This is a genomic window from Variovorax boronicumulans NBRC 103145 (assembly GCF_001591345.1).
GTDB classification, from domain to species: domain Bacteria; phylum Pseudomonadota; class Gammaproteobacteria; order Burkholderiales; family Burkholderiaceae_C; genus Variovorax; species Variovorax boronicumulans.
Window position 1 is genome coordinate 1 of record NZ_BCUS01000069.1, and the last position, 22,830, is coordinate 22,830.

The window sequence follows — 22,830 nt, forward strand, 5'->3', positions numbered from 1 at the left end:
GCGGCAGGGGGCGTCGCCGGCGAACTCACGACGATGGCCGCCGGCGGCAGCACGGGCGTGGGGGGCGTGGCCGGCACGATGCGGGGCGTGTGCTGTCCGGGCGGCGTGACGGCCGGCACAGGCACGAGTTTTTGCGACGAGACCGGGCGCACTGGCAGGGCGGCGCCGCGGGGCTTGGGCGGAGCACTCTCGGCGAGCTTGCGTTTTTCTTCTTCGCTCAGCGCCTGGTACTGCTCCCACTTGAGCTTGCGCTCGTCGGCAGGCACGCGCTTGACCTCGGCGAAATTCAGGCGGGCCTGGGCGCGCTGCTGGTTGCTCAGCGCCGCCCATTCGATCATGCGGCTGTGCAGCGTGACCTGGTCGTCGGCGGGCATGTTCGCGTAGTTGCGCGACAAGGCCAGCCACTTGCGCTTCTGGCCGGCGTTCAGCGTGTTCCAGTGCGAAGCCAGCGGCTTCAGGGCGTGCTGCTGCTCATTGCTCAGTTCGTTCCACAGGGGCTTGGTCGTGGCAACGGCCTTGGGGCTTGCCGCGCCATTGGTGGCTGCGGCGTGCGTGGCGGGCTTGGCGGTTTCGGGCAGCGTCTGTGCATCGGCCAGCGTCAGGCCGAAGGCAGCGGCTGCCAGCGCACCCGCCCAAACGACGGCGCCCGCCGGGAGCGGGCGCAACGGAAGCAGGGCTTTCGCACGGGAAACGGAGCGGCGTCGCATTCGGTCGGGCAAGGTGTTCAGTCGGAGGCGCTGTCGGACTTCAGGAATTGGGCGAAGCCGGGATCGGTGTAGGCGGCGGGCGGCAGGTCGCCCGTCAGCAGGGCCGAGTCGACCTCGGCGAGTTCGCTGGCGCGGTCGTCGTCCTGCAGCACGCTGATGGTGATCAGGCCGGCCACCAGGGCGATCAGGGGCACCACGGAACCGATGCGGGTCCACCAGCTGCCGCCCAACGTGACCGTGTGGCCCGACTGGACCGCGACGGGCGCCGTGCGCAGCTGCGGCGCCTGCTTGCGCGCGGCCACGGCCTGCGAACGGGCAACGCGCAGACGCTCGCTGATGTCGTGCGGCAAGGCTTGATTGCCGTCCGACAGCCGGGCCGCCAGCCGTTGGCCGAAGCGGTCTTCTGCTGCGCTGGATTGAGAGGTTGGAACCTTAGTGTTCATAGCGATATTCCCTTGGCCTTGAGCGCCTTGCTCAGAGCGTGGACAGCTCGCGAACAATGGGTTTTGACGCTGCCCTCGGAGCAGCCCATTGCGGCGGCCGTCTCTGCGACGTCCATTTCCTCCCAGTAACGCATCAGGAAAGCCTCGCGTTGACGGCCGGGCAAAGCCGCGATCTGTTCTTCGATTTCGTGAAAGACCTGACTGCGGCGGGTGGTGTCTTCGGCGCTCTCCGATTCTCTGGAGTCGGTTGGCGAGACGAAGTTCTCCAGCAGGTCGAAATCTTCGCCGTTGTCGGCCGGTTCGAAGTCGCTCAGATTGGAAAAAAGCGCGCGGCGGGTCTTCTGGCGGCGGAACCAGTCGAGCGTGCAGTTCGACAGGATGCGCTGGAACAGCATTGGCAGTTCCTCGGCAGGCTTGTCGCCGTAGTGCTGGGCCAGCTTCATCATGCTGTCCTGCACGATGTCCAAGGCCGCTTCTTCGTCCCGCACGTGATAGACCGAGCGCTTGAAGGCCCGTCGTTCGACGTTTTTCAGGAAGTCGGAGAGTTCGTGTTCAGTAGCCAAATGAGAGGGGGCGGCGGGACGCGCCGCGTGGGGAGGATGTTTGGCGAACGCTCATGTTTTTATGCCGCGGATTATGCCTTTGTGCCAAGACAGGGCACCTGAAGCGAGTCTGAACGCGCCGGTAGTGTCATAATCCGCCTTGCAAGTCAAAAGGCAAACGGGTCACGGTCCGGCGGAACATCAGTCCGCTCATGGCTTTGGCCTCAAGTCCTGGCGCGGCCCCACAAGGGCTGGCAAGGGGCACCCAAGGTTTTTCGTTCCCGAAAAAACACAAAGGTTGATCATGGAAATCTCGAAGGCGGAACTCGCTTCCGCAGCAGCCGCGTCCTCTGGCGCCGGCAACACCACGCAAGAACTCATGGGCGCTGAAGTGCTGGTCAAGGCACTGCAGGCCGAAGGCGTCCAGTACATCTGGGGCTACCCGGGCGGCGCGGTTCTCTACATCTACGACGCGTTCTACAAGCAGGACACCATCCAGCACGTGCTGGTGCGCCACGAACAGGCCGCCGTGCACGCTGCCGACGGCTATGCGCGCGCCACCGGCGAAGTCGGCGTGGCACTGGTCACCTCCGGCCCCGGCCTGACCAATGCGGTCACCGGCATCGCGACGGCGTACATGGACTCGATCCCGATGGTGATCATTTCCGGTCAGGTGCCGACGGCCGCCATCGGCCTCGACGCCTTCCAGGAATGCGACACGGTCGGCATCACGCGCCCCATCGTCAAGCACAATTTCCTCGTCAAGGATCCGAAGGATCTGGCCATGACGATGAAGAAGGCCTTCCATATCGCGCGCAGCGGCCGTCCCGGCCCCGTGGTGGTGGACGTGCCGAAGGACGTTTCCTTCAAGAAGATTCCGTATAGCGGCTATCCCGACAAGGTCGAGATGCGCTCGTACAACCCGGTGCGCAAGGGCCACGGCGGGCAGATCCGCAAGGCGTTGCAACTGCTGCTGGCGGCCAAGCGCCCCTACATCTACACCGGCGGCGGCGTGCTCCTGGGCAATGCCACGAACGAGCTGCGCACGCTGGTCGACATGCTGGGGTACCCCGTCACGAACACGCTGATGGGCCTGGGCGCCTATCCGGCGAGCGACCGCAAGTTCCTGGGCATGCTGGGCATGCACGGCACCATCGAAGCCAACAACGCGATGCAGAACTGCGACGTGCTGCTGGCCGTGGGCGCGCGCTTCGACGACCGCGTGATCGGCAACCCGAAGCACTTCGCGCAGAACGAACGCAAGATCATCCACGTCGACATCGACCCGTCGAGCATCTCCAAGCGCGTGAAGGTCGACATCCCGATCGTCGGCGACGTGAAGGACGTGCTCACCGAACTCATCTCGATGATCCGCGAGAGCACCACCAAGCCCGACGCCGGTGCGCTGGCCGATTGGTGGAAAACCATCGAAAGCTGGCGCTCGCGCGACTGCCTCAAGTACGACCGCGACAACAAGGACGTGATCAAGCCGCAGTTCGTGGTCGAGACCCTCTGGAACATGACCAAGGACGCCGACACGTACATCACGTCGGACGTCGGCCAGCACCAGATGTGGGCCGCCCAGTACTACCGCTTCGACGAGCCGCGCCGCTGGATCAATTCGGGCGGCCTGGGCACCATGGGCGTGGGCATTCCCTACGCCATGGGCATCAAGCTCGCCAAGCCCGACTCGGAAGTGTTCACCATCACCGGCGAAGGCTCGGTGCAGATGTGCATCCAGGAGCTCTCGACCTGCCTGCAGTACAACACGCCGATCAAGATCTGCTCGCTCAACAACCGCTACCTGGGCATGGTGCGCCAGTGGCAGGAGATCGAATACTCCGGCCGCTACAGCCACAGCTACATGGACGCGCTGCCCAACTTCGTGAAGCTCGCCGAGGCCTATGGCCACGTCGGCATGCTGATCGAGCGTCCACAAGACGTGGAGCCGGCGCTGCGCGAGGCGCGCAAGCTCAAGGACCGCACGGTGTTCATGGATTTCCGTACCGACCCCACCGAGAACGTGTTCCCGATGGTCAAGGCCGGCATGGGCATCACCGAGATGCTGCTGGGTTCCGAAGATCTCTGATCCGGAACATTCGTTCGTTCAACCTTTACTGACGAATCTATTGCCCGCCAAGCCCGCGCATTACCGTGCACGGGGGAGGGCGGCGAAAAGAGGAGTCACGCCAACATGAAACACATCATTGCAGTGCTGCTGGAAAACGAGCCGGGTGCTCTTTCCCGCGTGGTGGGCCTGTTCTCGGCCCGTGGCTACAACATCGAATCGCTGACCGTGGCGCCGACCGAGGACGCAAGCCTCTCGCGCATGACCATCGTCACCAACGGCTCGGACGACGTGATCGAGCAGATCACCAAGCACCTGAACCGTCTCATCGAGGTCGTGAAGGTGGTCGACCTGACCGAAGGCGCCTACACCGAGCGCGAGCTCATGATGGTGAAGGTGCGTGCGGTGGGCAAGGAACGCGAGGAAATGATGCGCATGGCGGAAATCTTCCGTGGCCGCATCATCGACGTGACCGACAAGAGCTACACCATCGAGCTCACTGGCGATCACGGCAAGAACGACGCTTTCCTGGAAGCGATCGACCGCGGCGCCATCCTCGAGACGGTGCGCACCGGCGCCAGCGGCATCGGGCGCGGCGAACGCATCCTGCGGGTCTGACACCATGATTCGGAGCTCAGTCGCTGCCCGTTCGGGCTGAGCTTGTCGAAGCCTCCGCGCGAGCGGGGACTGCATTGAGCCCTTCGACAGGCTCAGGACGAACGGCACAACAACACACTGCAACTCGCTTATCTATCTGGAGAACATCATGAAGGTTTATTACGACAAGGACGCGGACCTGAGCCTCATCAAGGGCAAGACGGTTGCCATCATCGGCTACGGCTCGCAAGGCCACGCACACGCGCAGAACCTGAACGACAGCGGCGTCAAGGTCGTGGTCGGCCTGCGCAAGGGCGGCGCTTCGTGGGACAAGGTTGGCAAGGCCGGCCTGCAGGTCGCTGAAGTCGCTGACGCCGTGAAGTCGGCCGACGTCGTCATGATCCTGCTGCCCGACGAGCAGATCGCCGCCGTCTACAAGAACGACGTGGCCCCGAACATCAAGGAAGGCGCTTCGCTCGTCTTCGCGCACGGCTTCAACGTGCACTACGGTTTCGTGCAGCCGCGCGCCGACCTCGACGTGTGGATGGTCGCTCCCAAGGCTCCGGGCCACACCGTGCGCGGCACGTACACGCAAGGTGGCGGCGTGCCGCACCTGATCGCGGTGCACCAGGACAAGAGCGGCAAGGCGCGTGACCTCGCGCTGAGCTACGCCACCGCCAACGGCGGCGGCAAGGCCGGCATCATCGAGACCAACTTCCGCGAAGAAACCGAGACCGACCTCTTCGGCGAGCAAGCGGTTCTGTGCGGCGGCACGGTCGAGCTGATCAAGGCTGGTTTCGAAACGCTGGTGGAAGCCGGCTACGCGCCCGAAATGGCGTACTTCGAATGCCTGCACGAGCTGAAGCTGATCGTCGACCTGATCTACGAAGGCGGCATCGCCAACATGAACTACTCGATCTCGAACAACGCCGAATACGGCGAGTACGTCACGGGCCCGCGCATCGTGACCGACGAGACCAAGAAGGCCATGAAGAAGGTCCTGCAGGACATCCAGACCGGCGAATACGCCAAGAGCTTCGTGCTCGAAGCCGCTGCCGGCCAACCGGTGCTGATCAGCCGCCGTCGCTTGAACGCTGAGCATCAGATCGAAGTCGTCGGCGAAAAGCTGCGCGCGATGATGCCCTGGATCAAGAAGAACAAGCTGGTCGACCAGACCCGGAACTAAAGCCCCCCGGCTTTTCACTCCGCTTCGCTGCGTGTAATTTGCCACCCCCCGAGGGGGAGGCGCGGCTCGCCTTGGGGCGGCCCGGCGGCGGCCGCCTCGGCCGCCTTTGAAGCACGCAAATCAGAGGGCCACCCGTCGCGGTGGCCCTTTTGTTTGAAGGGGAGTGCACGGGTCCCCTGAACTACACTGCGAAGCATGCGATTCACAGACCAAGATGCTATCGAATGGATAGCTGATCGGGCAGTTCCCACGAGGGACGGAGGCCAATTCAATGCATGACGACACCGTCCCCGACGACGCGCAGCCGCGCAAGCGTCGCAAGGGCATCTACATCCTGCCGAACCTGTTCACGCTGGCGGCGTTGTTCGGCGGCTTCTACTCGGTCGTGATGGCCATGAACGCGCGCTTCGACCTGGCCGCGCTCGGCGTGTTCGCCGCGATGGTGCTCGACAGCCTCGACGGACGCGTGGCCCGCATGACCAACACGCAAAGCGCGTTCGGCGAGCAGATGGACTCGCTGTCCGACATGGTGTCGTTCGGCGCCGCGCCCGCGCTCATCGCCTACGAGTGGTCGCTCAAGGGGCTGGGGCGCTGGGGCTGGATCGCCGCCTTCGTGTACTGCGCCTGCGCCGCGCTGCGGCTCGCGCGCTTCAACGTCAATACGGGCGTGGTCGACAAGCGCTGGTTCCAGGGCCTGCCGTCCCCGGCGGCCGCGGCATTGGTGGCGGGCTTCATCTGGCTCGTCAACGAATGGGGCAAGCGTGGTGGCGAGGTGCTGTACCTCTCGTGGACGCAGATCACCTGGGTCACCTTCGCCTTCACGCTGTACGCGGGTCTCACTATGGTGACCAATGCGCCGTTCTACAGCTTCAAGGACATCCAGATGAAGAAGAGCGTGCCCTTCGTCGTGATCGTGCTGATCGCGCTGGGCATCGCGGTCATCAACATCCATCCGCCAACGGTGCTGTTCAGCCTCTTCGTGGCCTATGGTTTGAGCGGCTACGTGGTGTACGCGTGGCGCAAGGCCAAGGGCCAGCCGGTGAGCGTGATCAGCACCTCGACCGAAGAGCCCGACGAGCGGGGACTGCACAACTGAAGAAGCCCGGGCCTTCACAGGCCCGCAAAGGCTGTGCTACATTCGCAACCCTCATGACCAAGATTTCGCTGCTGGCCCTACTAGCCCTCCCTCACGGGCGGAGACGGTAGCGCACGCGCTAATCCCTCATCACGGCCCGTTCGCACCAGCAACGGGCCGTTTGTCTTTTGGGGTTGCTGGTTGAGTTCCAACCATCACAGAGAAATCGACATGCTCAAGCAACCTCAAGCCAAATACCGCGCATTCGCCCCGATCGGTCTCAAGGACCGCACCTGGCCCGATGCCGTGCTGACCAAGGCCCCGATCTGGCTGTCGACGGACCTGCGCGATGGCAACCAGGCCTTGGTCGAACCCATGGACATCGCGCGCAAGATGCGCATGTTCGAAACCCTCGTGGCCATCGGCTTCAAGGAAATCGAAGTCGGCTTTCCCTCGGCGTCGCAGGTCGAATTCGACTTCGTGCGCAAGCTCATCGAAGAAGACCGCATTCCCGACGACGTGACGATCCAGGTGCTCACGCAGGCGCGCGACCACCTCATCGAACGCACCTTCGAAGCCTTGCAAGGTGCACCGCGCGCCATCGTCCACCTCTACAACGCGGTGGCCCCGGTGATGCGCCGCGTGGTGCTCGGTATGGACGAAGACCAGATCGTCGAACTCGCGAGCAGCCACGCCCGCATGTTCAACGACTTCGCCGCAAAGCAGCCGAACACGAAGTGGACCTTCCAGTACTCGCCCGAAATGTTCTCGGGCACCGACGTGGTCTTCTCCAAGCGCGTGGTCGATGCGGTCACCGAAGTCTGGGCACCGACGCCCGAGCGCAAGTGCATCGTCAACCTGCCCACCACGGTGGAGCATTCCACGCCGAACATCTTCGCGGACATGATCGAGTGGATGCACCGCAACCTCGCGCGCCGTGACTCGATCGTGCTGTGCGTGCATCCGCACAACGACCGCGGTACCGGCACCGCAGCCGGCGAACTGGCCTTGATGGCCGGTGCCGAACGCATCGAAGGCTGCCTCTTTGGCAACGGCGAACGCACCGGCAACCTCGACCTCGTGAATGTCGCGCTCAACCTCTACACGCAAGGCGTTTCGCCCGAACTCGACTTCTCGAACATCGACGAGATCCGCGCCACGGTCGAGCACTGCAACCAGATTCCCGTACACCCGCGCCATCCGTACGTCGGCGACCTCGTCTACACCTCGTTCTCGGGCTCGCACCAGGACGCGATCAAGAAGGCGTTCGCCGCGCGCAAGGGCGGCGACATCTGGGACATCCCGTACCTCCCCATCGACCCGAAGGACGTAGGCCGCAGCTACGAGGCCGTGATCCGCGTGAACAGCCAGTCGGGCAAGGGCGGCATGGCCTACCTGCTCGAGAGCGAGTACGGCCTCGAGATGCCGCGGCGCCTGCAGATGGAATTCATGCAGGTCGTGCAGCGCGTGATGGACGTGGGCGGCAAAGAGCTCACTGCCGCCGACCTCTGGCAGATCTTCGTGAACGAATACGGCATCGAGACCGCCAAGGCCTTGCAACACCGCGTGATCCAGGAAGAAGGCGAGGGCGCCGAGGCCACGGTGGTACTGCGCGGCGACCTGCCGTGGGACGGTGAAACGCGCGCCATCGAAGGACGTGGCAACGGCCCGATCGACGCCTTCACGCAGGCACTGAGCCAGGCCACCGGCCACACGGTGCGCGTCATGGACTATCACCAGCACGCAATCGGCGCGGGCGCCGACGCCAAGTCGGTGGCCTACCTCGAGCTGCGCGTGGACGAGTCGCAGACCCTGTTCGGCGTCGGCATCGACGCGAACGTGATCTCGGCCTCGCTGAAGGCGATCGTGTCGGGGGTGCAGCGGGCCAGGGGCCGGGGCGCGCGCAGCGCACAATCGGTGGCTGAAGTCGCCTGACGCACCGGCACCAGCCGCACGCGCAAGGTGGGAACGAACCAAGGAGATCCACGATGACCGACCAACTCATTATTTTCGACACCACCTTGCGCGACGGCGAGCAGTCGCCCGGCGCCTCGATGACGCGCGACGAAAAATTGCGTATCGCCAAGCTGCTGGAGCGCCTCAAGGTCGACGTCATCGAAGCCGGCTTTCCGGCCAGTTCGAACGGCGACTTCGAGGCCGTGAAGGCCATTGCCAACGCGATCAAGGACTCGACGGTGTGCGGCCTGTCGCGTGCCAACGACCGCGACATTGCGCGCGCAGCCGAGGCCCTGAAGGGCGCGGCGCGCGGGCGCATCCACACCTTCATCGCGACCTCGCCGCTGCACATGGAAAAGAAGCTGCGCATGTCGCCCGACGAGGTGCATGAGCAGGCCAAGCTGGCCGTGCGCTTCGCGCGCAACCAGATCGCCGACGTCGAGTTCAGCCCCGAAGACGGCTACCGCAGCGACCCCGACTTTCTGTGCCGCGTGCTCGAAACCGTGATCAACGAGGGCGCGACCACCATCAACGTGCCCGACACCGTCGGCTACGCCATCCCCGAGCTGTACGGCAATTTCATCAAGATGCTGCGCGAGCGCATTCCCAACAGCGACAAGGCGATCTGGTCGGTGCATTGCCACAACGACCTGGGCATGGCCGTGGCGAACTCGCTGGCCGGTGTGAAGATCGGCGGCGCGCGCCAGGTCGAGTGCACGATCAACGGCCTGGGCGAGCGCGCGGGCAACTGTTCGCTCGAAGAAGTGGTCATGGCCGTGAAGACGCGCAGGGACTACTTCGGTCTCGATCTGAACATCGACACCCAGCACATCGTGGCCGCCAGCCGCATGGTCAGCCAGACCACCGGCTTCGTGGTGCAGCCCAACAAGGCCGTGGTGGGCGCCAACGCGTTCGCACACGCCTCGGGCATCCACCAGGACGGCGTGCTCAAGGCGCGCGACACCTACGAGATCATGCGCGCCGAAGACGTGGGCTGGACCGCCAACAAGATCGTGCTGGGCAAGCTCAGCGGTCGCAACGCCTTCAAGCAGCGCCTGCAGGACCTGGGCGTGACGATGGAAAGCGAAACCGAGGTCAACGCCGCGTTCGCGCGTTTCAAGGAGCTGGCCGACCGCAAGTCCGAAATTTTCGACGAGGACATCTTGGCACTGGTCAGCGCGGAAGAGCTGTCGCACGTTGGTGAACAGTTTGCTTTCGTTTCTCTCTCCCAGCACAGCGAAACCGGCGAGCGGCCCCAGGCCAAGATCGTGTTCACGATCCAGGGCAAGGAAGTCACCAGCGAATCCGACGGCAACGGGCCGGTCGATGCGTCCCTCAAGGCCATCGAGGCCCATGTCAAGAGCGGCGCCGAGATGGTTCTTTACTCTGTAAACGCCATCAGCGGCTCGACGGAAAGCCAGGGAGAGGTTACAGTCCGGTTACAAAACGCAGGGCGGGTGGTCAACGGTGTGGGTGCAGACCCCGACATCGTGGTCGCTTCGGCAAAGGCTTATTTGAGTGCGCTCAACAAGTTACAGAGCCAAGCTGAGAGAGTGGCGGCACAAGGTTAGGTTTTGAGGCGTTCCTTGGTATTCGAATGAAGAAGGGGATGCAAGTAACTGATATTGCGTGCCTTTTTTGATTTCGATACACTGCGGTCCTCGTTTGTTGCCGCTGGAGATTTATTGATGCCTGAAACCCGTCTACGTCGAGTTTCCATCCAGCGGTTCCTACCCGCCTTCAAGTTCCTCGCCGTGGCGCTGTGCGCCTCGGCGTTTTTGCTGCCTGGCGCCCAGGCTGCGAAGAAGGAAAAACCCGCTGCCGCCAAGTCCGCCGTCGCCAAGAAGGCGAAGGCCCCCGCAGAAACGAAGCAGCGCAATGCGTCTGCTTCCAAGGTGGCACGGGGCGGTCGCGCTGAGCAGGCCGACAAGGTCGTGCGCGGCGGCCGCAACGTCGTGGCCACCATCCACAAGAAGAACGGCAAGACGGTCGTCGCCGTGCAGCGCCGCTCGGTGGTGCGCGTCGAGACGCCAGCCCGCCAGTCCTTTGGCCAGATGGCCGGCCTGCACAGCACCGACGACGCGCTCGATCTGAAGTCGAGCGTCGCCCTGGTGATCGACCAGGACACCCACGAAGTGCTGTTCAGCAAGAACGACCACGCCGTGCTGCCGATCGCTTCGCTCACCAAGCTCATGACCGGCCTGCTGATCAGCGAGGCCCACCTGCCGAACGACGAGCTCATCACCATCACGCAAGACGACGTCGACACCGAAAAGGGCAGCCGTTCGCGCCTGACCGTCGGCACCACGCTGTCGCGCGGCGAGCTGCTGCACCTGGCGCTGATGTCCAGCGAGAACCGTGCCGCGCACGCACTGGGCCGCACCTACCCGGGCGGTCTCACGACCTTCGTGAGCATCATGAACGCCAAGGCCCGCATGCTCGGCATGAAGGACACGCGCTACGTGGAGCCCACCGGCCTGTCCAGCCGCAACCAGTCGAGCGCACAAGACCTGGCGCTGCTGGTCAACGCGGCCTATTCGGACGCCACGGTGCGTTCGCTGTCCACGTCGCCGGAATACCAGGTCGAAGTCGGCAACCGCGTGCTGCAGTTCAACACCACCAACCGCCTCGTGAAGAGCCCTGAGTGGGACATCGGCCTGCAGAAGACCGGCTACATCTCCGAAGCCGGCCAGTGCCTCGTGATGCAGGCCAAGGTGGCCGGGCGCAAGCTGATCATGGTGTTCCTGGATTCGGCCGGCAAGTTCAGCCGCATCGCCGACGCCGAGCGGGTTCGCCGCTGGGTCGAGGCCACGCACGCCGTGTCGGGTCCGCGCGGCTTCCAGGTTGCCGGCTGAGATCGGTTGAGCAGGGAGGTCGTTAGCGGCCTGCCTGCTGCCCTCGTGGAGGGCTTACCGGCCGGCTCGCTGGGAAGAAAAAGAGTCGAAAGCAAACGGGCGCTCAGGCGCCCGTTGTCACGTTCGCGCCCGACGCAGGCGTTGCGGCCACGCCGTCCTTGAAGCCCAGCGCGCCCGAGATTTCGTTGGCGGTCGCCTGCAGCTTGGGCAGCCAGCCTTCATCGAGGCGATCGGCCGGGGCCGAGATCGACAGGCCCGCCACCAGCTTGCCCTGGTCGTCGTAGATGCCGGCGGCCATGCATCGCACGCCCAGTTCCAGTTCTTCGTTGTCGCGGGCGATGCCGTACTGGCGCGCCTTCGACAGCTCGCGCTCGAGCGCGGGCAGCTGGGTGATGCTGTTGCGGGTGTGGCCGGCCAGGCCGGTGCGCGTGGCGTAGCTGCGCACGCGCTGCGGATCGTCGGCGGCCAGGAACAGCTTGCCGGTCGAGGTCAGGTGCAGGGCGGCACGGCCGCCGATGGCGCGCACCACCTGCATGCCCGAACGTTCGCTGTAGGCGCGCTCGATGTACACGATCTCGTCGCCCTGGCGCATGCTGAGGTTGACCGGCTGCTGCGTGAGCTTGTGCAGCTCGCGCATCGGCCCCAGGGCCGCGTCGCGCACGTTCAGCCGGCCCTTGACCAGGTTGCCCAGCTCCAGCAGGCGCATGCCGAGGCGGTAGCTGCCGGCTTCGGGGCGGTCGACGAAGCGGCCGACCGCGAGGTCATTGAGGATGCGGTGCGTGGTCGACGGGTGAAGCCCCGTCTTTTCGCTGATTTCCTTCAGCGAGATCGCTTCTTCGCGCGAGGCCAGGACGTCGATCAGCGAGAACATGCGCTCGATGACCTGGATGACGGGAGTGGCGGGAACGTCGGATAGGTTTTTTCTCATGGCGCAATGCGGTGATGACCGTGCGCCATTTTACCTTGTGAAATCGCTCGGTGCCTGCCAGTGGCCGTCCACCAACACTTCGTGCGGGGAAAAGCGGGCCTTGTAGTGCATCTTGGGGCTGCGCTCGATCCAGTAGCCCAGGTAGACGTGCGGCAGCCCCAGCTTGCGGGCCTGCTCGATCTGCCACAGCACGCTGTAGGTGCCGTAGCCGGCGCCGTCCTCAGGCTCGTAGAAGGTGTAGACGGCCGAGATGCCGTCGCTGAGCACGTCGAGGATCGACACCATCTTCAGTGCGCCGGGGCTGCCGTCGGGCAGGGTTTCGCGGAACTCGACCAGCCGCGAGTTGACGCGGCTTTGCAGCAGGAACTGGGTGTACTGGTCGATGCTGTCGTGGTCCATGCCGCCGCCCGAGTGGCGGCCGGTCTGGTAGCGCAGGTAGAGCTGGTAGTGCTCGGGCACGAAGCACAGCTTGAGCACGCGCGCCTGCAGGTCGGCGTGCTGTTTGGCGGTGCGGCGCTGGCTGCGGTTCGGCTTGAAGCTGTGCGCCAGCACGCGCAGCGGGATGCAGGCGCGGCACCCGTCGCAATAGGGCCGGTAGGTGAACATGCCGCTGCGCCGGAAGCCGCTGAGCACCAGGTCGGAGTAGGCGTCGTTGTGGATCAGATGGCTGGGCGTGGCCACCTGCGAGCGGGCCTGGCGATCCGGCAGGTAGCTGCAGGGATAGGGCGCCGTCGCGTAGAACTGCAGCGTGTGAAGCGGAAGATCCTTGAGGTGCGTCACGTCACGTCACGTCGAAAGAGGAGGTCGCTCGGAAAGGAGTTCGGACCAGTATACGGGGTCGAATTGCCACTGCGGGCCCTCCTGTTTTCGGGCCTGGGCCACGTGCGCGACGAAGCGCGCGCGCGGCATTTCGCGGGCGCCGAGGCTGGCCAGGTGCGCGGTGTTCTGCTGGCAGTCGATCATCGCGATGCCGGCGCGCCGGCACAGCGCGACCAGGCCGGCCAGCGCAATCTTCGAGGCGTCCGGCCGGCGCGTGAACATCGATTCGCCGAATACGGCCCGGCCCAGCGCCACGCAGTAGAGTCCGCCCGCCAACTCGCCGTCGATCCAGGTTTCCACGCTGTGTGCGTGCCCGGCGCGGTGCAATTGCGTATAGGCCTTGACCATGTCCGGCACGATCCAGGTGCCCGACTGGCCGGCGCGCGCCGACTGCGAACAGGCCTGGATCACCGTTCCAAAATCGTGATCGACGCGCAGCTCGCAGCCGGGCGTCGCGGCAAAACGGCTCAGGGTCTTGCGCAGAGAGCGATGCAGCCGGAAGTCGTTCACCCGCAGCACCATGCGCGGGTCGGGGCTCCACCACAGGATCGGCTGGTCGTCGCTGAACCAGGGGAAGACGCAGCGGCTGTAGGCCTGCATGAGAGTATCGACATCGAGCGAGCCACCGGCCGCCAGCAGGCCGGGCACGGGGTCCCGTTCGTCCCACGCCGAAGCGGGGTCGGGCAGTGCATCTCCGGGTTCGAGCCAAGGCAGTTGTCGCATGGATGCAGGTATACACGGCTTCTCGAAAACGCAAGCCAGTTGAGGGAAAATCCCGCTCACACGGGAACAGTCCACAAGGCTGCGGCCCTGGTGCCACCGCCGATGGCACGCGAGACAACCCCACAAGACCCGTCGAAAAACCTATAGTGCACAGCTTGCTTTCGCAGTACCACAGCGGATCCGGCAGGCATGTGCAGGGCGCCGGGGATCAGCACAAGAGGACCACGTTGACCACTGAACCCAATCCCACGCGCTTCGGCAGCGGCCAGGCGGTGCGCCGCCTCGAGGACGAAAGCCTGCTCGCAGGCGCCGGCCGTTACACCGACGACGTCACGCTCTCCGAGCAGGCGCATCTCGTCTTCCTTCGCTCTCCGTACCCACATGCGCGCATCGTGTCCATCGACACGTCCGCGGCCGTCGGCATGCCCGGCGTGCTGCGCGTGATCACCGGGGCCGACCTGGCCGAGGCCGGCGTCAAGCCAATGCCCGGCGCGGCCGGCTTCAAGCGCGCGGACGGCAGCGACAGCGCCAGCCCGCCCCGCCGCGCCCTGGCGCACGAGCGCGCGCGCTTCGTCGGCGAACCGGTGGCGGCCGTCATTGCCGACACCGTGCAGCAGGCGCGCGATGCGGCCGAGGCCGTGATGGTCGATTACGAAGAGCTGCCGATGGTGGTCGACCTGCCGGGCGCGACCGCCGAAGGCGCGCCGCTCCTGTGTGAGGAGGCCACGGGCAACATCGCCGCCGAGATGCGCCACGGCAGCAGCGAAGGCGCCACCGCCGCCTTCGAGCGCGCCGCCCACGTGATCGCGCTGGACGTGAACAACCAGCGCGTGGTCGCGCTCACCATCGAGCCGCGCGCCGTGCTCGCCACGCACGACAGCAAGACCGACCGCCTCACGATCCGCATGAGCACCCAGATGCCGTCCGGCGTGCGCGATTCGGTCTGCGCGGCCATTGGCCTGGCGAAAGAAAAAGTGCGCGTGGTCGTGGGCGACGTCGGCGGCGGCTTCGGCATGAAGACCGGCGCCTACCCCGAGGACATCGCGGTCGCCTACGCCGCACTGCAGGTGGGCCGGCCCGTGAAGTGGGTGGCCGACCGCAGCGAAGAGTTCCTGTCCAGCGCGCACGGCCGCGACATCGAGGCGCGCGCCGAAATGGCGCTCGATGCCGACGGCAAGATCCTGGCCCTGCGCATCAAGACGCTCGCCAACGTGGGCGCCTACGCCACCGGCACCGGTGTCGCGATCCAGCTGCTGATCGGCCCCTGGGTGCAGACCAGCGTCTACGACATCCAGACCATCGACTTCCATTTCAAGGCGGTGCTCTCCAACACCGCGCCCACCGGCGCCTACCGCGGCGCGGGCCGGCCCGAGGCCATCTTCACCATCGAGCGCCTGATGGACGAGGCCGCGCGCCAGACCGGCATCGACCGCATCGCGCTGCGCCGGCGCAACTTCATCCGCCCCGAGCAGATGCCCTACAAGAACCCGATGGCGCAGACCTACGACACCGGCCAGTTCGAGTCGGTGATGGACCAGGCGCTGCAGCTGGCCGACTGGCAGGGCTTCGAGGCCCGCGCGGCCGAATCGGCGGCGCGCGGCAAGCAGCGCGGCCTGGGCATTGCCACGTTCCTCGAATGGACCGGCGGCAACGTGTTCGAAGAGCGCGTGACCGTCTCGGTGCAGGCCGATGGCGTGATCGAGGTGTTCTCGGCCGTCAACGCCATGGGGCAGGGCATTGCGACCTCGCTCGCGCAGCTGGCCGTCGATGCCTTCGGCGTGCCCATCGAGAAGGTGCGCGTGGTGCTCGGCGACACCGACCGCGGCGACGGCTTCGGCAGCGCCGGCTCGCGTTCGCTCTTCACCGGCGGCTCGGCCGTGCGCATCGGCGCCGAGCGCACCATCGACAAGGCGCGCGAACTCGCGGCGCAGGAGTTCGAGGCCTCCATCGACGACATCGTCTACAGCCGCGGCACCTTCATCGTGGCCGGCACCGACCTCGAACTCGACCTGTTCACCCTGGCTGCCAAGCAGCCAGGGCGCGAGATCTTCGTCGACTCCACCAGCACCGTGGCCGGCCCGAGCTGGCCCAACGGCTGCCACATCTGCGAGATCGAGCTCGATCCGCCCACCGGCGAGATCAGCGTCGTGGCCTACAGCTCGGTCAACGACGTGGGCCGCGTGGTCAACCCGATGATCGTGCGCGGCCAGCTCGAAGGCGGCGCGGTGCAGGGCATCGGCCAGGCGCTGTACGAGCAGGTGGTGTACGACAGCGAAACCGGCCAGCCCGTCACCGGCAGCCTCATGGACTACGCCGCGCCGCGCGCCGACATCGTCGACACCATGTTCCAGATGGAAATGGACGAATCCACGCCCTGCAAGAACAACCCGCTGGGCGTGAAGGGCGTGGGCGAGCTGGGCACCATCGGCGCCACGCCGGCCATCGTCAACGCGGTGGCCGACGCCTTCGCACGCAACGGCCTCGGCGCCCGCGCGCCCCGCCTGCACATGCCGCTGAGCCCGTCGCGCGTGTGGCAAGCGATGCAAACGATCGACTGAGCGCAACTGGCCGGTGATCGAAGAGCGACGAAAGTCATCATGCGCGTCACCACCGAACTGCAGACCGAGGCGATCCGCGTCTCGACCTACCGCTGCGACGCGGGCGTCGGCGCGGCGCCGTTCACCGAGATGCACGAGACGCACTCGGTCTCGTACGTGCGCAAGGGCAGCTTCGGCTGCCGCGCGCTCGGCCGCGACTACGAGCTGGTGGCCGGCGCGGTGCTGGTCGGTGCGCCGGGCGACGACTACGTCTGCACCCACGAGCACTTCGCCTGTGGCGACGAATGCCTGTCGTTCCACTTCTCGCCGGGCTTCGTCGACCTGATCGGCGCCGACCGGCGCAGCTGGCATGCCTCGGCGTTGCCGCCGCTGCCCGAACTCATGGTGCTGGGCGAACTCGCGCAGGTCGCGGTCGAAGGCGGCAGCGACGTGGGCCTGGACGAGCTGGGCATGGGCTTCGCCAGCCGTTTTCTCGACGTGGGGAAAGGGCGTGGCAAGCCGGCAGCGCCGCCGTCGGCCACGCCGCGCGACCGTCGCCGTGCGGTCGAGGCCGCGACCTGGATCGAGGCCCACGCCTCCGGCGAGATCGGCCTGGAAGACGCGGCCGCCCAGGCGGGCCTGAGCGCTTTCCATTTCCTGCGGCTGTTCTCCCAGGTGCTGGGCGTCACGCCGCACCAGTACCTCGTGCGCTCCCGGCTGCGCCGCGCGGCGCGCCTGCTGGCAGACAGCGACCTTGCCGTGACCGACGTTGCCCTCGAGGCCGGTTTTGCAGACCTGAGCAACTTCGTGCGCACCTTCCATCGCGCGGCCGGCGTGTCGCCGCGCGGGTTTCGGCTTGCTGCCAAGGGCGACCGCAAGATTTTCCAAGACCGCCTGGCCGCGCTGCTTCACGATGACCGCTTGATCCACCCTTCAAGCAGGAAGTCATCGCCATGTACGACCACATCGGACTGAAAGTCAAAGACCTCGCCGCCAGCCGACGCTTCTACGAAGCCGCGCTCGCGCCGCTCGGCCACGTGCTGGGCTCCCACGACGACAGCTACGCCGGCCTCGGCCCGGCCGGCGAACCGGCGCTGTGGCTCTACGCCGCGAAAGATGCCAAGGGCCCGGGCACTCACATCGCGTTCCGCGCACCCGACCACGCCGCCGTCGCCGCCTTCCACAAGGCCGGCTTGAAGGCCGGCGGCACCGACAACGGCGGCGCGGGGCCGCGCGCCGACTACAGCCCGACCTACTACGCGGCCTTCCTCATCGACCCCGACGGCAACAACGTCGAGGCCGTCTGCCCCTGACACGAAAGGCATCGACCCCATGGCTACCGTCTACAAGGAATTCATCGTCGAGGCCGACGCCGCGCAGGTGTGGAACGCGCTGCGCGACTTCGGCGCCGTGCACACGCGCCTCGCGCCGGGCTTTCTCACCGGCTGCGAACTCGACGGGCAGGGCGCCCGCATCGTCCACTTTGCCAACGGCCTCGTGGCGCGCGAGCTGCTCGTGGCCCTCGACGAAGAGAACCGCCGGCTGGCCTACACCGTGACCGACGGCAAGGCCACGCACCACCACGCATCGGCCCAGGTGTTCGCGCACGGCGAAGGCCGGTCGCGCTTCGTCTGGATCACCGACGTGCTGCCCGACGGGCTTGCGGCCTACGTCGGACCCATGATGGCGCAGGGCGGCGCCGCGATGAAGAAGACACTGGAGAAAGCCAGCGAACGATGAGCACGCCGATGACCCCTGCCGCGAGCGAGATCCGGGCGGTCGTGCAGCGCTACGCGCAGGCCTGGGCGGCCAACGACCTGAAGGCCATCGTCGACTGCTACCACGACGAGGTCGTCTTTCACTACTTCGGCTGCAGCCCGCTCGCGGGCACGCACCGGGGCAAGGCGGCCTGCCTCGCGGTGCTCAAGCAGGTGAAGGAACGAACGAACCGCCGGCTGGTCGCGATCCGCGACGTGCTGGCCGGCGAGCATTTCGGGCTGATCGTCGCCGTCGAGCAGTTCGAACACCAGGGGCGCCCGGTCGAGCTGGAACGCCAGCTGCGCTACGCCGTGAAGGACGGCAAGCTCAGCGAATGCTGGATCTACGACGAAGACCAGCGCTGGGTCGACGAGGTGCTGTCGTCGCCCGCCGCTCAGAAGTCTTCGAGCGGCAGCCCCACGTAGTTTTCCGCCAGCGCGGTGGACGCCGCGCGCGAATGCACGAGGTAGTCGAGCTCGGCCTCCTGGATCTTCTGGCCGAAGGCGCCCGTCTCGGGAAAGCGGTGCATCAGCGAGGTGAACCACCACGAGAAGCGCTCGGCCTTCCAGACCCGGCGCAGGCACAGGTCGGAATAACGGTCCAGCGCCGAGGCCGATTTCTCGTTGTAGAAGATCTCCAGCGCGCGCGACAGGTACCCCACGTCGGCCGTCGCAAGGTTGAGTCCCTTGGCGCCGGTCGGCGGCACGATGTGCGCGGCGTCGCCGGCCAGGAACAGCGAGCCGAAGCGCATCGGCTCGGCCACGAAGCTGCGCAGCGGCGCAATGCTCTTTTCGAGCGACGGGCCGGTCACCAGCCGTTCGCGCGCTTCGGGGTCCAGGCGCGCGCGCAGCTCGTTCCAGAAGGCCTCGTCGCTCCAGTTCTCCACCTTCTCTTCGGTCGGCACCTGCACGTAGTAGCGCGAGCGCGTGGCGCTGCGCATGCTGCACAGCGCAAAGCCGCGTTCGGTGTTGGCGTAGATGAGTTCGTGCGACACCGGCGGCACGTCGGCCAGCACGCCGAGCCAGCCGAAGGGGTAGACCTTCTCGTAGGTCTGGATCGCGTCGGCCGGCACGCTGGCGCGGCTCACGCCGTGGTAGCCGTCGCAGCCGGCGATGAAGTCGCACTCGATCTCGTGCGTCTGGCCGTCTTTCTCGTAGCGAACGCGCGGCTTGGCCGAATCGAAGTCGTGCAGGCTGACGTTGGCTGCGCTGTAGATCGTCGTGAGGCCTTCGGCCGTGCGCGCTTCCATCAGGTCGCGCGTCACCTCGGTCTGGCCGTACACCGTGACCTGCTTGCCGCCCGTGAGGCCGTGCATGTCGATGCGGTGGCGCGCGCCCTTGAACAGCAGCTCGATGCCGTCGTGCGGCAGGCCCTCGGCCTTGGCGCGGGTGTCGACGCCCGCGCGCGCCAGCAGGTCCATCGTGACCTGTTCGAGCACGCCGGCGCGGATGCGGCCCAGCACGTAGTCGCCGCTCTGGCGCTCCACGATGACGTTGTCGATGCCTGCCTTGTGCAGCAGCTGGCCGAGCAGAAGGCCGGCGGGGCCTGCGCCGATGATGGCGACCTGGGTGCGCATGTTCGTGTCTCCGAAAGGGTTTTGCCAAGCGTAGGGCGCGGGCGGCCGGTTGGGGCGGCGGCTGGCGAGGCTCTGTGCGATCATGCGAACGCGTGCGCGATCATCGCGCAACACTTCTTCAGCCGACCGATCCACGACGAACTCCCGACGACGAATGACCATCGCCCGCGCCGACTTCATCGAGGGCATCGCCAAGGGCATGGCGGTGCTCGAAAGCTTCGACACCGAGCGCCAGCGCCTGAATGCCACGCTGGCGGCCGAGCGCGCCGGCCTCACGCGCGCCGCCGCCCGGCGCCACCTGCTCACGCTGGCCCACCTGGGCTACCTGGAAACCGACGGCAGCTACTTCTGGATGGCGCCGAAGGTGCTGCGCTTCTCCGGCAGCTACCTGGCCTCGTCGCGCCTGCCGCGCGCGCTGCAGCCCACGCTGAACCGGCTCGCGGCGCAGACGGGCGAGTCGTTCTCCGCCGTGGTGCTCGACGGCGAAGAGGTGGTCATCGTCGCGCGCAGCGGCAGCTACGGCACGCCGACGCGCGTGCTGGCCTACGGCCTGCACCTGGGCGCGCGCCTGCCGGCCCACGCCACCTCGACCGGGCGCGTGCTGCTGGCCGCCATGGCCGCCACGCAGTTCACGCAGTGGCTCAAGGGCCGGCACCTGGCACGGCTCACGCCGCACACCATCACCCAGGCGCGCGCGCTGCGCCAGCGCATTGCGCAGGTGCGCAAGGACGACTACTGCTTCGCCAGCGAAGAGCACGAGCTCGGCGTGCAGGCGCTGGCGGTGCCGCTGCGCGACATGCAGGGCCACACGGTGGCCGCGCTCAACGTGGTGCTGTCGGGCACGCGCTACCAGGAAGAGACCCTGCAGCGCGAGATGCTGCCGCTGCTGTTCGAGGCGGCGCGCGAGGTGCGCTCCCTCCTGTGAACTGAGGTGCGCTGAACTTTCAGCTTCGACGCGGCCTCGAACCCCCGAAACGGACATCCACCATGCGACTCCTGCTTCTCGAAGACGACGTGATGATCGGCGAGGCCGTGCTCGACCTGTTGCGGGCCGAACAGTACGCGGTCGATTGGGTCAAAGACGGCGACGCCGCCGAATCCGCATTGCGCACCCAGCAGTACGACCTGGTGCTGCTCGACCTGGGCGTGCCGCGCCGCGACGGCCTGGAAGTGCTGCGCGCCCTGCGTGCACGCAAGCAGCGCATGCCGGTGCTGATCGCCACCGCGCGCGACTCGGTGCAGCAGCGCATCGAAGGCCTCGACGCCGGTGCCGACGACTACGTGCTCAAGCCCTACGACCTCGACGAGCTGCTGGCCCGCATCCGCGCCTTGCTGCGGCGCGCATCGGGGCGCGCCGAGCCGGTGTATGAGCACATGGGCGTCAGCATCAACCCGGCCACGCGCGAGGTCGCGGTGAACGGCGAACCGGTGGTGCTGTCGGCGCGCGAGTGGGCCGTGCTCGAGCCGCTGCTGGCCCGCCCGGGCATGGTGCTTTCGCGCGCCCAGCTCGAAGAGAAGCTCTACGGCTGGAAGGACGAGATCAGCAGCAATGCGGTCGAGGTCTACGTGCACGGCCTGCGCAAGAAGCTGGGTGCCGAACTCATCCGCAACGTGCGCGGCGTCGGCTACATGGTGCCCAAGGCATGATGCGCCGCGTGATGCGATGGACCGGATCGCTGCGCGCGCGGCTGCTGGTGTTTCTGCTCGCGGCCATCGTGCTCGCGGCCGGCGCACAGGCGCTGGTGGCCTACCGCACGGTGCTGAAGGAGGCCGACGATATCTTCGATTACCACATGCAGCAGATGGCGCTGTCGCTACGCGCTGGCCTCCCGCCGAGCGCGGCCGTGGGCGGGCTCGGCGGCGCGGAGCAGAACTTCGATTTCGTGGTGCAGGTGTGGACGGTCGACGGCGTGCGCATCTTCGAGTCGGCCGAAGAAGCCGCGCTGCCGCAGCTCGCGGTGCTGGGCTTTGCCGACGTGCGCGCACGCGGCACGACCTACCGCGTGTTCTCGATGCAGACGCGCGGGCTGGTGATCCAGGTGGCGCAGGACATGGCGGCGCGCCGCCACATGGCCGGCTCGCTCGCGCTGCGCACCATCGCGCCCGTGGCGCTGATGGCGCCGCTGTTGATGCTGGTCGTGTGGTGGGTGGTGAGCCTGTCGCTGGCGCCCGTGGCGCGCGTGCGCCGGCAGGTGGCATCGCGACAGGCCGACGACCTCTCGCCCGTGAGCGAGGAGAACCTGCCCGAAGAAGTGCGTCCGCTGGTGCAGGAACTCAACCTGCTGTTCGGCCGCGTGCGCCATGCCTTCGATGCGCAGAAGCACTTCGTGGCCGATGCCGCGCACGAGCTGCGCTCGCCGTTGGCGGCGCTCAAGCTGCAGGTGCAGGGCCTGCAGCGCGCGCCCGACGACGCGGCGCGCACGCTGGCCGTGAGCCGGCTGTCGGCCGGCATCGATCGCGCCACGCGCCTCGTCGAGCAGATGCTGGCGCTGGCCCGTCACGAGGCCAGCGTGGCCGCGGGCGCGAAGCCCGAGACGGTCGACCTGGCCGAGGTGGCGCGCCTGGCGATCTCCGATGCGGTGGCCGCCGCGCAGGCGCGCCGCATCGACATCGGCGTGGCGCAATCCGACGCGGGCGCGACCGTGAGCGGCCAGCCCGAGGCGCTGCGCATGCTGCTGCGCAACCTGATCGACAACGCCGTGAAGTACACGCCCGAAGGCGGGCGGGTCGACGTCGGTCTCGTGAAGCGCCCCGACGCGGTGGAGCTGCGCGTGGACGACAGCGGCCCGGGCTTGCCCGAGGCCGAGCGCGCGCGCGTGCTCGATCGCTTCTACCGCTCGGGCGAACCGCAAGCGCCGGGCAGCGGGCTGGGGTTGGCCATCGTGAAGTCGATCGCCGACCTGCACGGCGCCACCGTGGCGCTTGAAGAGTCCCAAAGCCTCGGCGGGCTGTGCGTGCGAGTGACGTTCGCGCCCCCCAAAGAGTGAACTCCGCTTAAGCGACGCCTAAGTCAAGGCCGCGACATTCCTTTCACCGTGTTTGCGCCTCGGCGCAGGATTG

At 66.7% G+C, this 22,830-nt stretch carries 22 protein-coding genes; 15 read left to right on the forward strand and 7 right to left on the reverse strand.

Translation table 11 applies throughout. The features are described 5' to 3' along the window. From VBO01S_RS19435 to VBO01S_RS19445, 3 genes are all read right to left on the reverse strand, one after another. Positions 1-707, reverse strand: a 707-nt coding sequence (locus VBO01S_RS19435; protein ID WP_062478135.1) for a DUF3106 domain-containing protein, incomplete at its 3' end; no start/stop codon positions are given. 17 nt (positions 708-724) lie between these two features. Next, complete coding sequence (locus tag VBO01S_RS19440) at positions 725-1,150, reverse strand: DUF3619 family protein (protein ID WP_062478060.1); 426 nt, start codon at positions 1,148-1,150, stop codon at positions 725-727. Then, positions 1,147-1,713, reverse strand: a complete 567-nt coding sequence (locus VBO01S_RS19445; protein ID WP_062478063.1) for an RNA polymerase sigma factor — start codon at positions 1,711-1,713, stop codon at positions 1,147-1,149. The genes VBO01S_RS19440 and VBO01S_RS19445 overlap by 4 nt, the downstream gene beginning before the upstream one ends. 283 nt (positions 1,714-1,996) lie before the next feature. Between VBO01S_RS19445 and VBO01S_RS19450 the strand changes: the two genes are divergently transcribed. The 7 genes from VBO01S_RS19450 (at position 1,997) to VBO01S_RS19480 (ending at position 11,429) form a co-directional block, all read left to right on the forward strand. Continuing rightward, entirely contained in the window at positions 1,997-3,781 is a 1,785-nt protein-coding gene (locus VBO01S_RS19450; protein ID WP_062478065.1) for an acetolactate synthase 3 catalytic subunit, read from the forward strand. Positions 3,782-3,886: 105 nt separating this feature from the next. Then, on the forward strand, positions 3,887-4,378 hold the full coding sequence (gene ilvN / locus VBO01S_RS19455) for an acetolactate synthase small subunit (RefSeq protein ID WP_062478068.1): 492 nt from the start codon (positions 3,887-3,889) through the stop codon (positions 4,376-4,378). Between the two features lie 148 nt (positions 4,379-4,526). Beyond that, complete coding sequence (ilvC, locus tag VBO01S_RS19460; protein ID WP_062478069.1) at positions 4,527-5,543, forward strand: ketol-acid reductoisomerase; 1,017 nt, start codon at positions 4,527-4,529, stop codon at positions 5,541-5,543. 271 nt (positions 5,544-5,814) lie between these two features. After that, the gene (gene pssA, locus VBO01S_RS19465; RefSeq protein ID WP_062478071.1) at positions 5,815-6,639 is read left to right on the forward strand and encodes a CDP-diacylglycerol--serine O-phosphatidyltransferase; all 825 of its coding nucleotides are present in this window, start codon (positions 5,815-5,817) and stop codon (positions 6,637-6,639) included. A gap of 210 nt (positions 6,640-6,849) precedes the next feature. Further along, complete coding sequence (gene leuA, locus VBO01S_RS19470; protein WP_062478074.1) at positions 6,850-8,553, forward strand: 2-isopropylmalate synthase; 1,704 nt, start codon at positions 6,850-6,852, stop codon at positions 8,551-8,553. Between the two features lie 53 nt (positions 8,554-8,606). After that, positions 8,607-10,145: a 2-isopropylmalate synthase gene (locus tag VBO01S_RS19475; RefSeq protein WP_062478075.1), complete on the forward strand. Its 1,539-nt coding sequence runs from the start codon at positions 8,607-8,609 to the stop codon at positions 10,143-10,145. Positions 10,146-10,262: 117 nt separating this feature from the next. Next, positions 10,263-11,429 (forward strand): serine hydrolase, encoded by a 1,167-nt coding sequence (locus tag VBO01S_RS19480; RefSeq protein ID WP_062478078.1) that lies wholly within the window; start codon positions 10,263-10,265, stop codon positions 11,427-11,429. A 103-nt stretch (positions 11,430-11,532) separates the two neighbouring features. Here VBO01S_RS19480 and VBO01S_RS19485 read toward each other — a convergent pair whose 3' ends face one another. Genes VBO01S_RS19485 through aat form a run of 3 tightly spaced genes read right to left on the reverse strand, consistent with a single transcriptional unit; the run spans position 11,533 to position 13,899 of the window. Then, positions 11,533-12,357: an IclR family transcriptional regulator gene (locus tag VBO01S_RS19485; protein WP_062478081.1), complete on the reverse strand. Its 825-nt coding sequence runs from the start codon at positions 12,355-12,357 to the stop codon at positions 11,533-11,535. 30 nt (positions 12,358-12,387) lie between these two features. Further along, positions 12,388-13,137 (reverse strand): arginyltransferase, encoded by a 750-nt coding sequence (locus VBO01S_RS19490; protein WP_062478083.1) that lies wholly within the window; start codon positions 13,135-13,137, stop codon positions 12,388-12,390. 6 nt (positions 13,138-13,143) lie between these two features. Continuing rightward, complete coding sequence (gene aat, locus VBO01S_RS19495; protein WP_062478086.1) at positions 13,144-13,899, reverse strand: leucyl/phenylalanyl-tRNA--protein transferase; 756 nt, start codon at positions 13,897-13,899, stop codon at positions 13,144-13,146. Positions 13,900-14,126: 227 nt separating this feature from the next. Between aat and VBO01S_RS19500 the strand changes: the two genes are divergently transcribed. From VBO01S_RS19500 to VBO01S_RS19520, 5 genes are read left to right on the forward strand one after another with little or no spacing between them, the layout of a single operon-like run. Further along, positions 14,127-16,457 carry a xanthine dehydrogenase family protein molybdopterin-binding subunit gene (locus VBO01S_RS19500; RefSeq protein ID WP_062478088.1) on the forward strand — a complete coding sequence of 777 codons (2,331 nt, stop codon included), beginning with the start codon at positions 14,127-14,129 and terminating at the stop codon, positions 16,455-16,457. A gap of 39 nt (positions 16,458-16,496) precedes the next feature. Continuing rightward, complete coding sequence (locus tag VBO01S_RS19505) at positions 16,497-17,411, forward strand: helix-turn-helix domain-containing protein (RefSeq protein ID WP_062478091.1); 915 nt, start codon at positions 16,497-16,499, stop codon at positions 17,409-17,411. Next, positions 17,390-17,749 (forward strand): VOC family protein, encoded by a 360-nt coding sequence (locus VBO01S_RS19510; RefSeq protein ID WP_062478094.1) that lies wholly within the window; start codon positions 17,390-17,392, stop codon positions 17,747-17,749. Before VBO01S_RS19505 ends, VBO01S_RS19510 begins: the two co-directional genes overlap by 22 nt. A gap of 19 nt (positions 17,750-17,768) precedes the next feature. Next, positions 17,769-18,176, forward strand: coding sequence for an SRPBCC family protein (locus tag VBO01S_RS19515; protein ID WP_062478097.1), 408 nt, complete (start codon positions 17,769-17,771; stop codon positions 18,174-18,176). 8 nt (positions 18,177-18,184) lie between these two features. Beyond that, entirely contained in the window at positions 18,185-18,619 is a 435-nt protein-coding gene (locus VBO01S_RS19520; RefSeq protein ID WP_218005407.1) for a nuclear transport factor 2 family protein, read from the forward strand. Here the strand turns inward: VBO01S_RS19520 and pobA are convergent. Continuing rightward, entirely contained in the window at positions 18,589-19,770 is a 1,182-nt protein-coding gene (gene pobA / locus VBO01S_RS19525; RefSeq protein ID WP_062478138.1) for a 4-hydroxybenzoate 3-monooxygenase, read from the reverse strand. The genes VBO01S_RS19520 and pobA overlap by 31 nt on opposite strands. 154 nt (positions 19,771-19,924) lie before the next feature. Between pobA and VBO01S_RS19530 the strand changes: the two genes are divergently transcribed. From VBO01S_RS19530 to VBO01S_RS19540, 3 genes are all read left to right on the forward strand, one after another. Then, a complete protein-coding gene (locus VBO01S_RS19530) occupies positions 19,925-20,695 on the forward strand; it encodes an IclR family transcriptional regulator domain-containing protein (RefSeq protein ID WP_062478102.1) in 771 nt (256 codons plus the stop codon). Positions 20,696-20,757: 62 nt separating this feature from the next. Continuing rightward, positions 20,758-21,417: a response regulator gene (locus tag VBO01S_RS19535; RefSeq protein ID WP_062478105.1), complete on the forward strand. Its 660-nt coding sequence runs from the start codon at positions 20,758-20,760 to the stop codon at positions 21,415-21,417. Continuing rightward, the gene (locus tag VBO01S_RS19540) at positions 21,414-22,757 is read left to right on the forward strand and encodes an ATP-binding protein (RefSeq protein ID WP_370681400.1); all 1,344 of its coding nucleotides are present in this window, start codon (positions 21,414-21,416) and stop codon (positions 22,755-22,757) included. Before VBO01S_RS19535 ends, VBO01S_RS19540 begins: the two co-directional genes overlap by 4 nt. Positions 22,758-22,830: the final 73 nt, after the last annotated feature.

Coding starts and splice junctions, on each gene's coding strand:
- VBO01S_RS19440 (WP_062478060.1), bottom strand. CDS start 1,150: ATGAACACTAAGGTTCCAACCTCTCAATCCAGCGCAGCAGAAGACCGC.
- VBO01S_RS19450 (WP_062478065.1), top strand. CDS start 1,997: ATGGAAATCTCGAAGGCGGAACTCGCTTCCGCAGCAGCCGCGTCCTCT.
- ilvN (WP_062478068.1), top strand. CDS start 3,887: ATGAAACACATCATTGCAGTGCTGCTGGAAAACGAGCCGGGTGCTCTT.
- ilvC (WP_062478069.1), top strand. CDS start 4,527: ATGAAGGTTTATTACGACAAGGACGCGGACCTGAGCCTCATCAAGGGC.
- pssA (WP_062478071.1), top strand. CDS start 5,815: ATGCATGACGACACCGTCCCCGACGACGCGCAGCCGCGCAAGCGTCGC.
- leuA (WP_062478074.1), top strand. CDS start 6,850: ATGCTCAAGCAACCTCAAGCCAAATACCGCGCATTCGCCCCGATCGGT.
- VBO01S_RS19475 (WP_062478075.1), top strand. CDS start 8,607: ATGACCGACCAACTCATTATTTTCGACACCACCTTGCGCGACGGCGAG.
- VBO01S_RS19480 (WP_062478078.1), top strand. CDS start 10,263: ATGCCTGAAACCCGTCTACGTCGAGTTTCCATCCAGCGGTTCCTACCC.
- VBO01S_RS19485 (WP_062478081.1), bottom strand. CDS start 12,357: ATGAGAAAAAACCTATCCGACGTTCCCGCCACTCCCGTCATCCAGGTC.
- aat (WP_062478086.1), bottom strand. CDS start 13,899: ATGCGACAACTGCCTTGGCTCGAACCCGGAGATGCACTGCCCGACCCC.
- VBO01S_RS19505 (WP_062478091.1), top strand. CDS start 16,497: ATGCGCGTCACCACCGAACTGCAGACCGAGGCGATCCGCGTCTCGACC.
- VBO01S_RS19510 (WP_062478094.1), top strand. CDS start 17,390: ATGTACGACCACATCGGACTGAAAGTCAAAGACCTCGCCGCCAGCCGA.
- VBO01S_RS19515 (WP_062478097.1), top strand. CDS start 17,769: ATGGCTACCGTCTACAAGGAATTCATCGTCGAGGCCGACGCCGCGCAG.
- VBO01S_RS19520 (WP_218005407.1), top strand. CDS start 18,185: ATGACCCCTGCCGCGAGCGAGATCCGGGCGGTCGTGCAGCGCTACGCG.
- pobA (WP_062478138.1), bottom strand. CDS start 19,770: ATGCGCACCCAGGTCGCCATCATCGGCGCAGGCCCCGCCGGCCTTCTG.
- VBO01S_RS19530 (WP_062478102.1), top strand. CDS start 19,925: ATGACCATCGCCCGCGCCGACTTCATCGAGGGCATCGCCAAGGGCATG.
- VBO01S_RS19535 (WP_062478105.1), top strand. CDS start 20,758: ATGCGACTCCTGCTTCTCGAAGACGACGTGATGATCGGCGAGGCCGTG.
- VBO01S_RS19540 (WP_370681400.1), top strand. CDS start 21,414: ATGATGCGCCGCGTGATGCGATGGACCGGATCGCTGCGCGCGCGGCTG.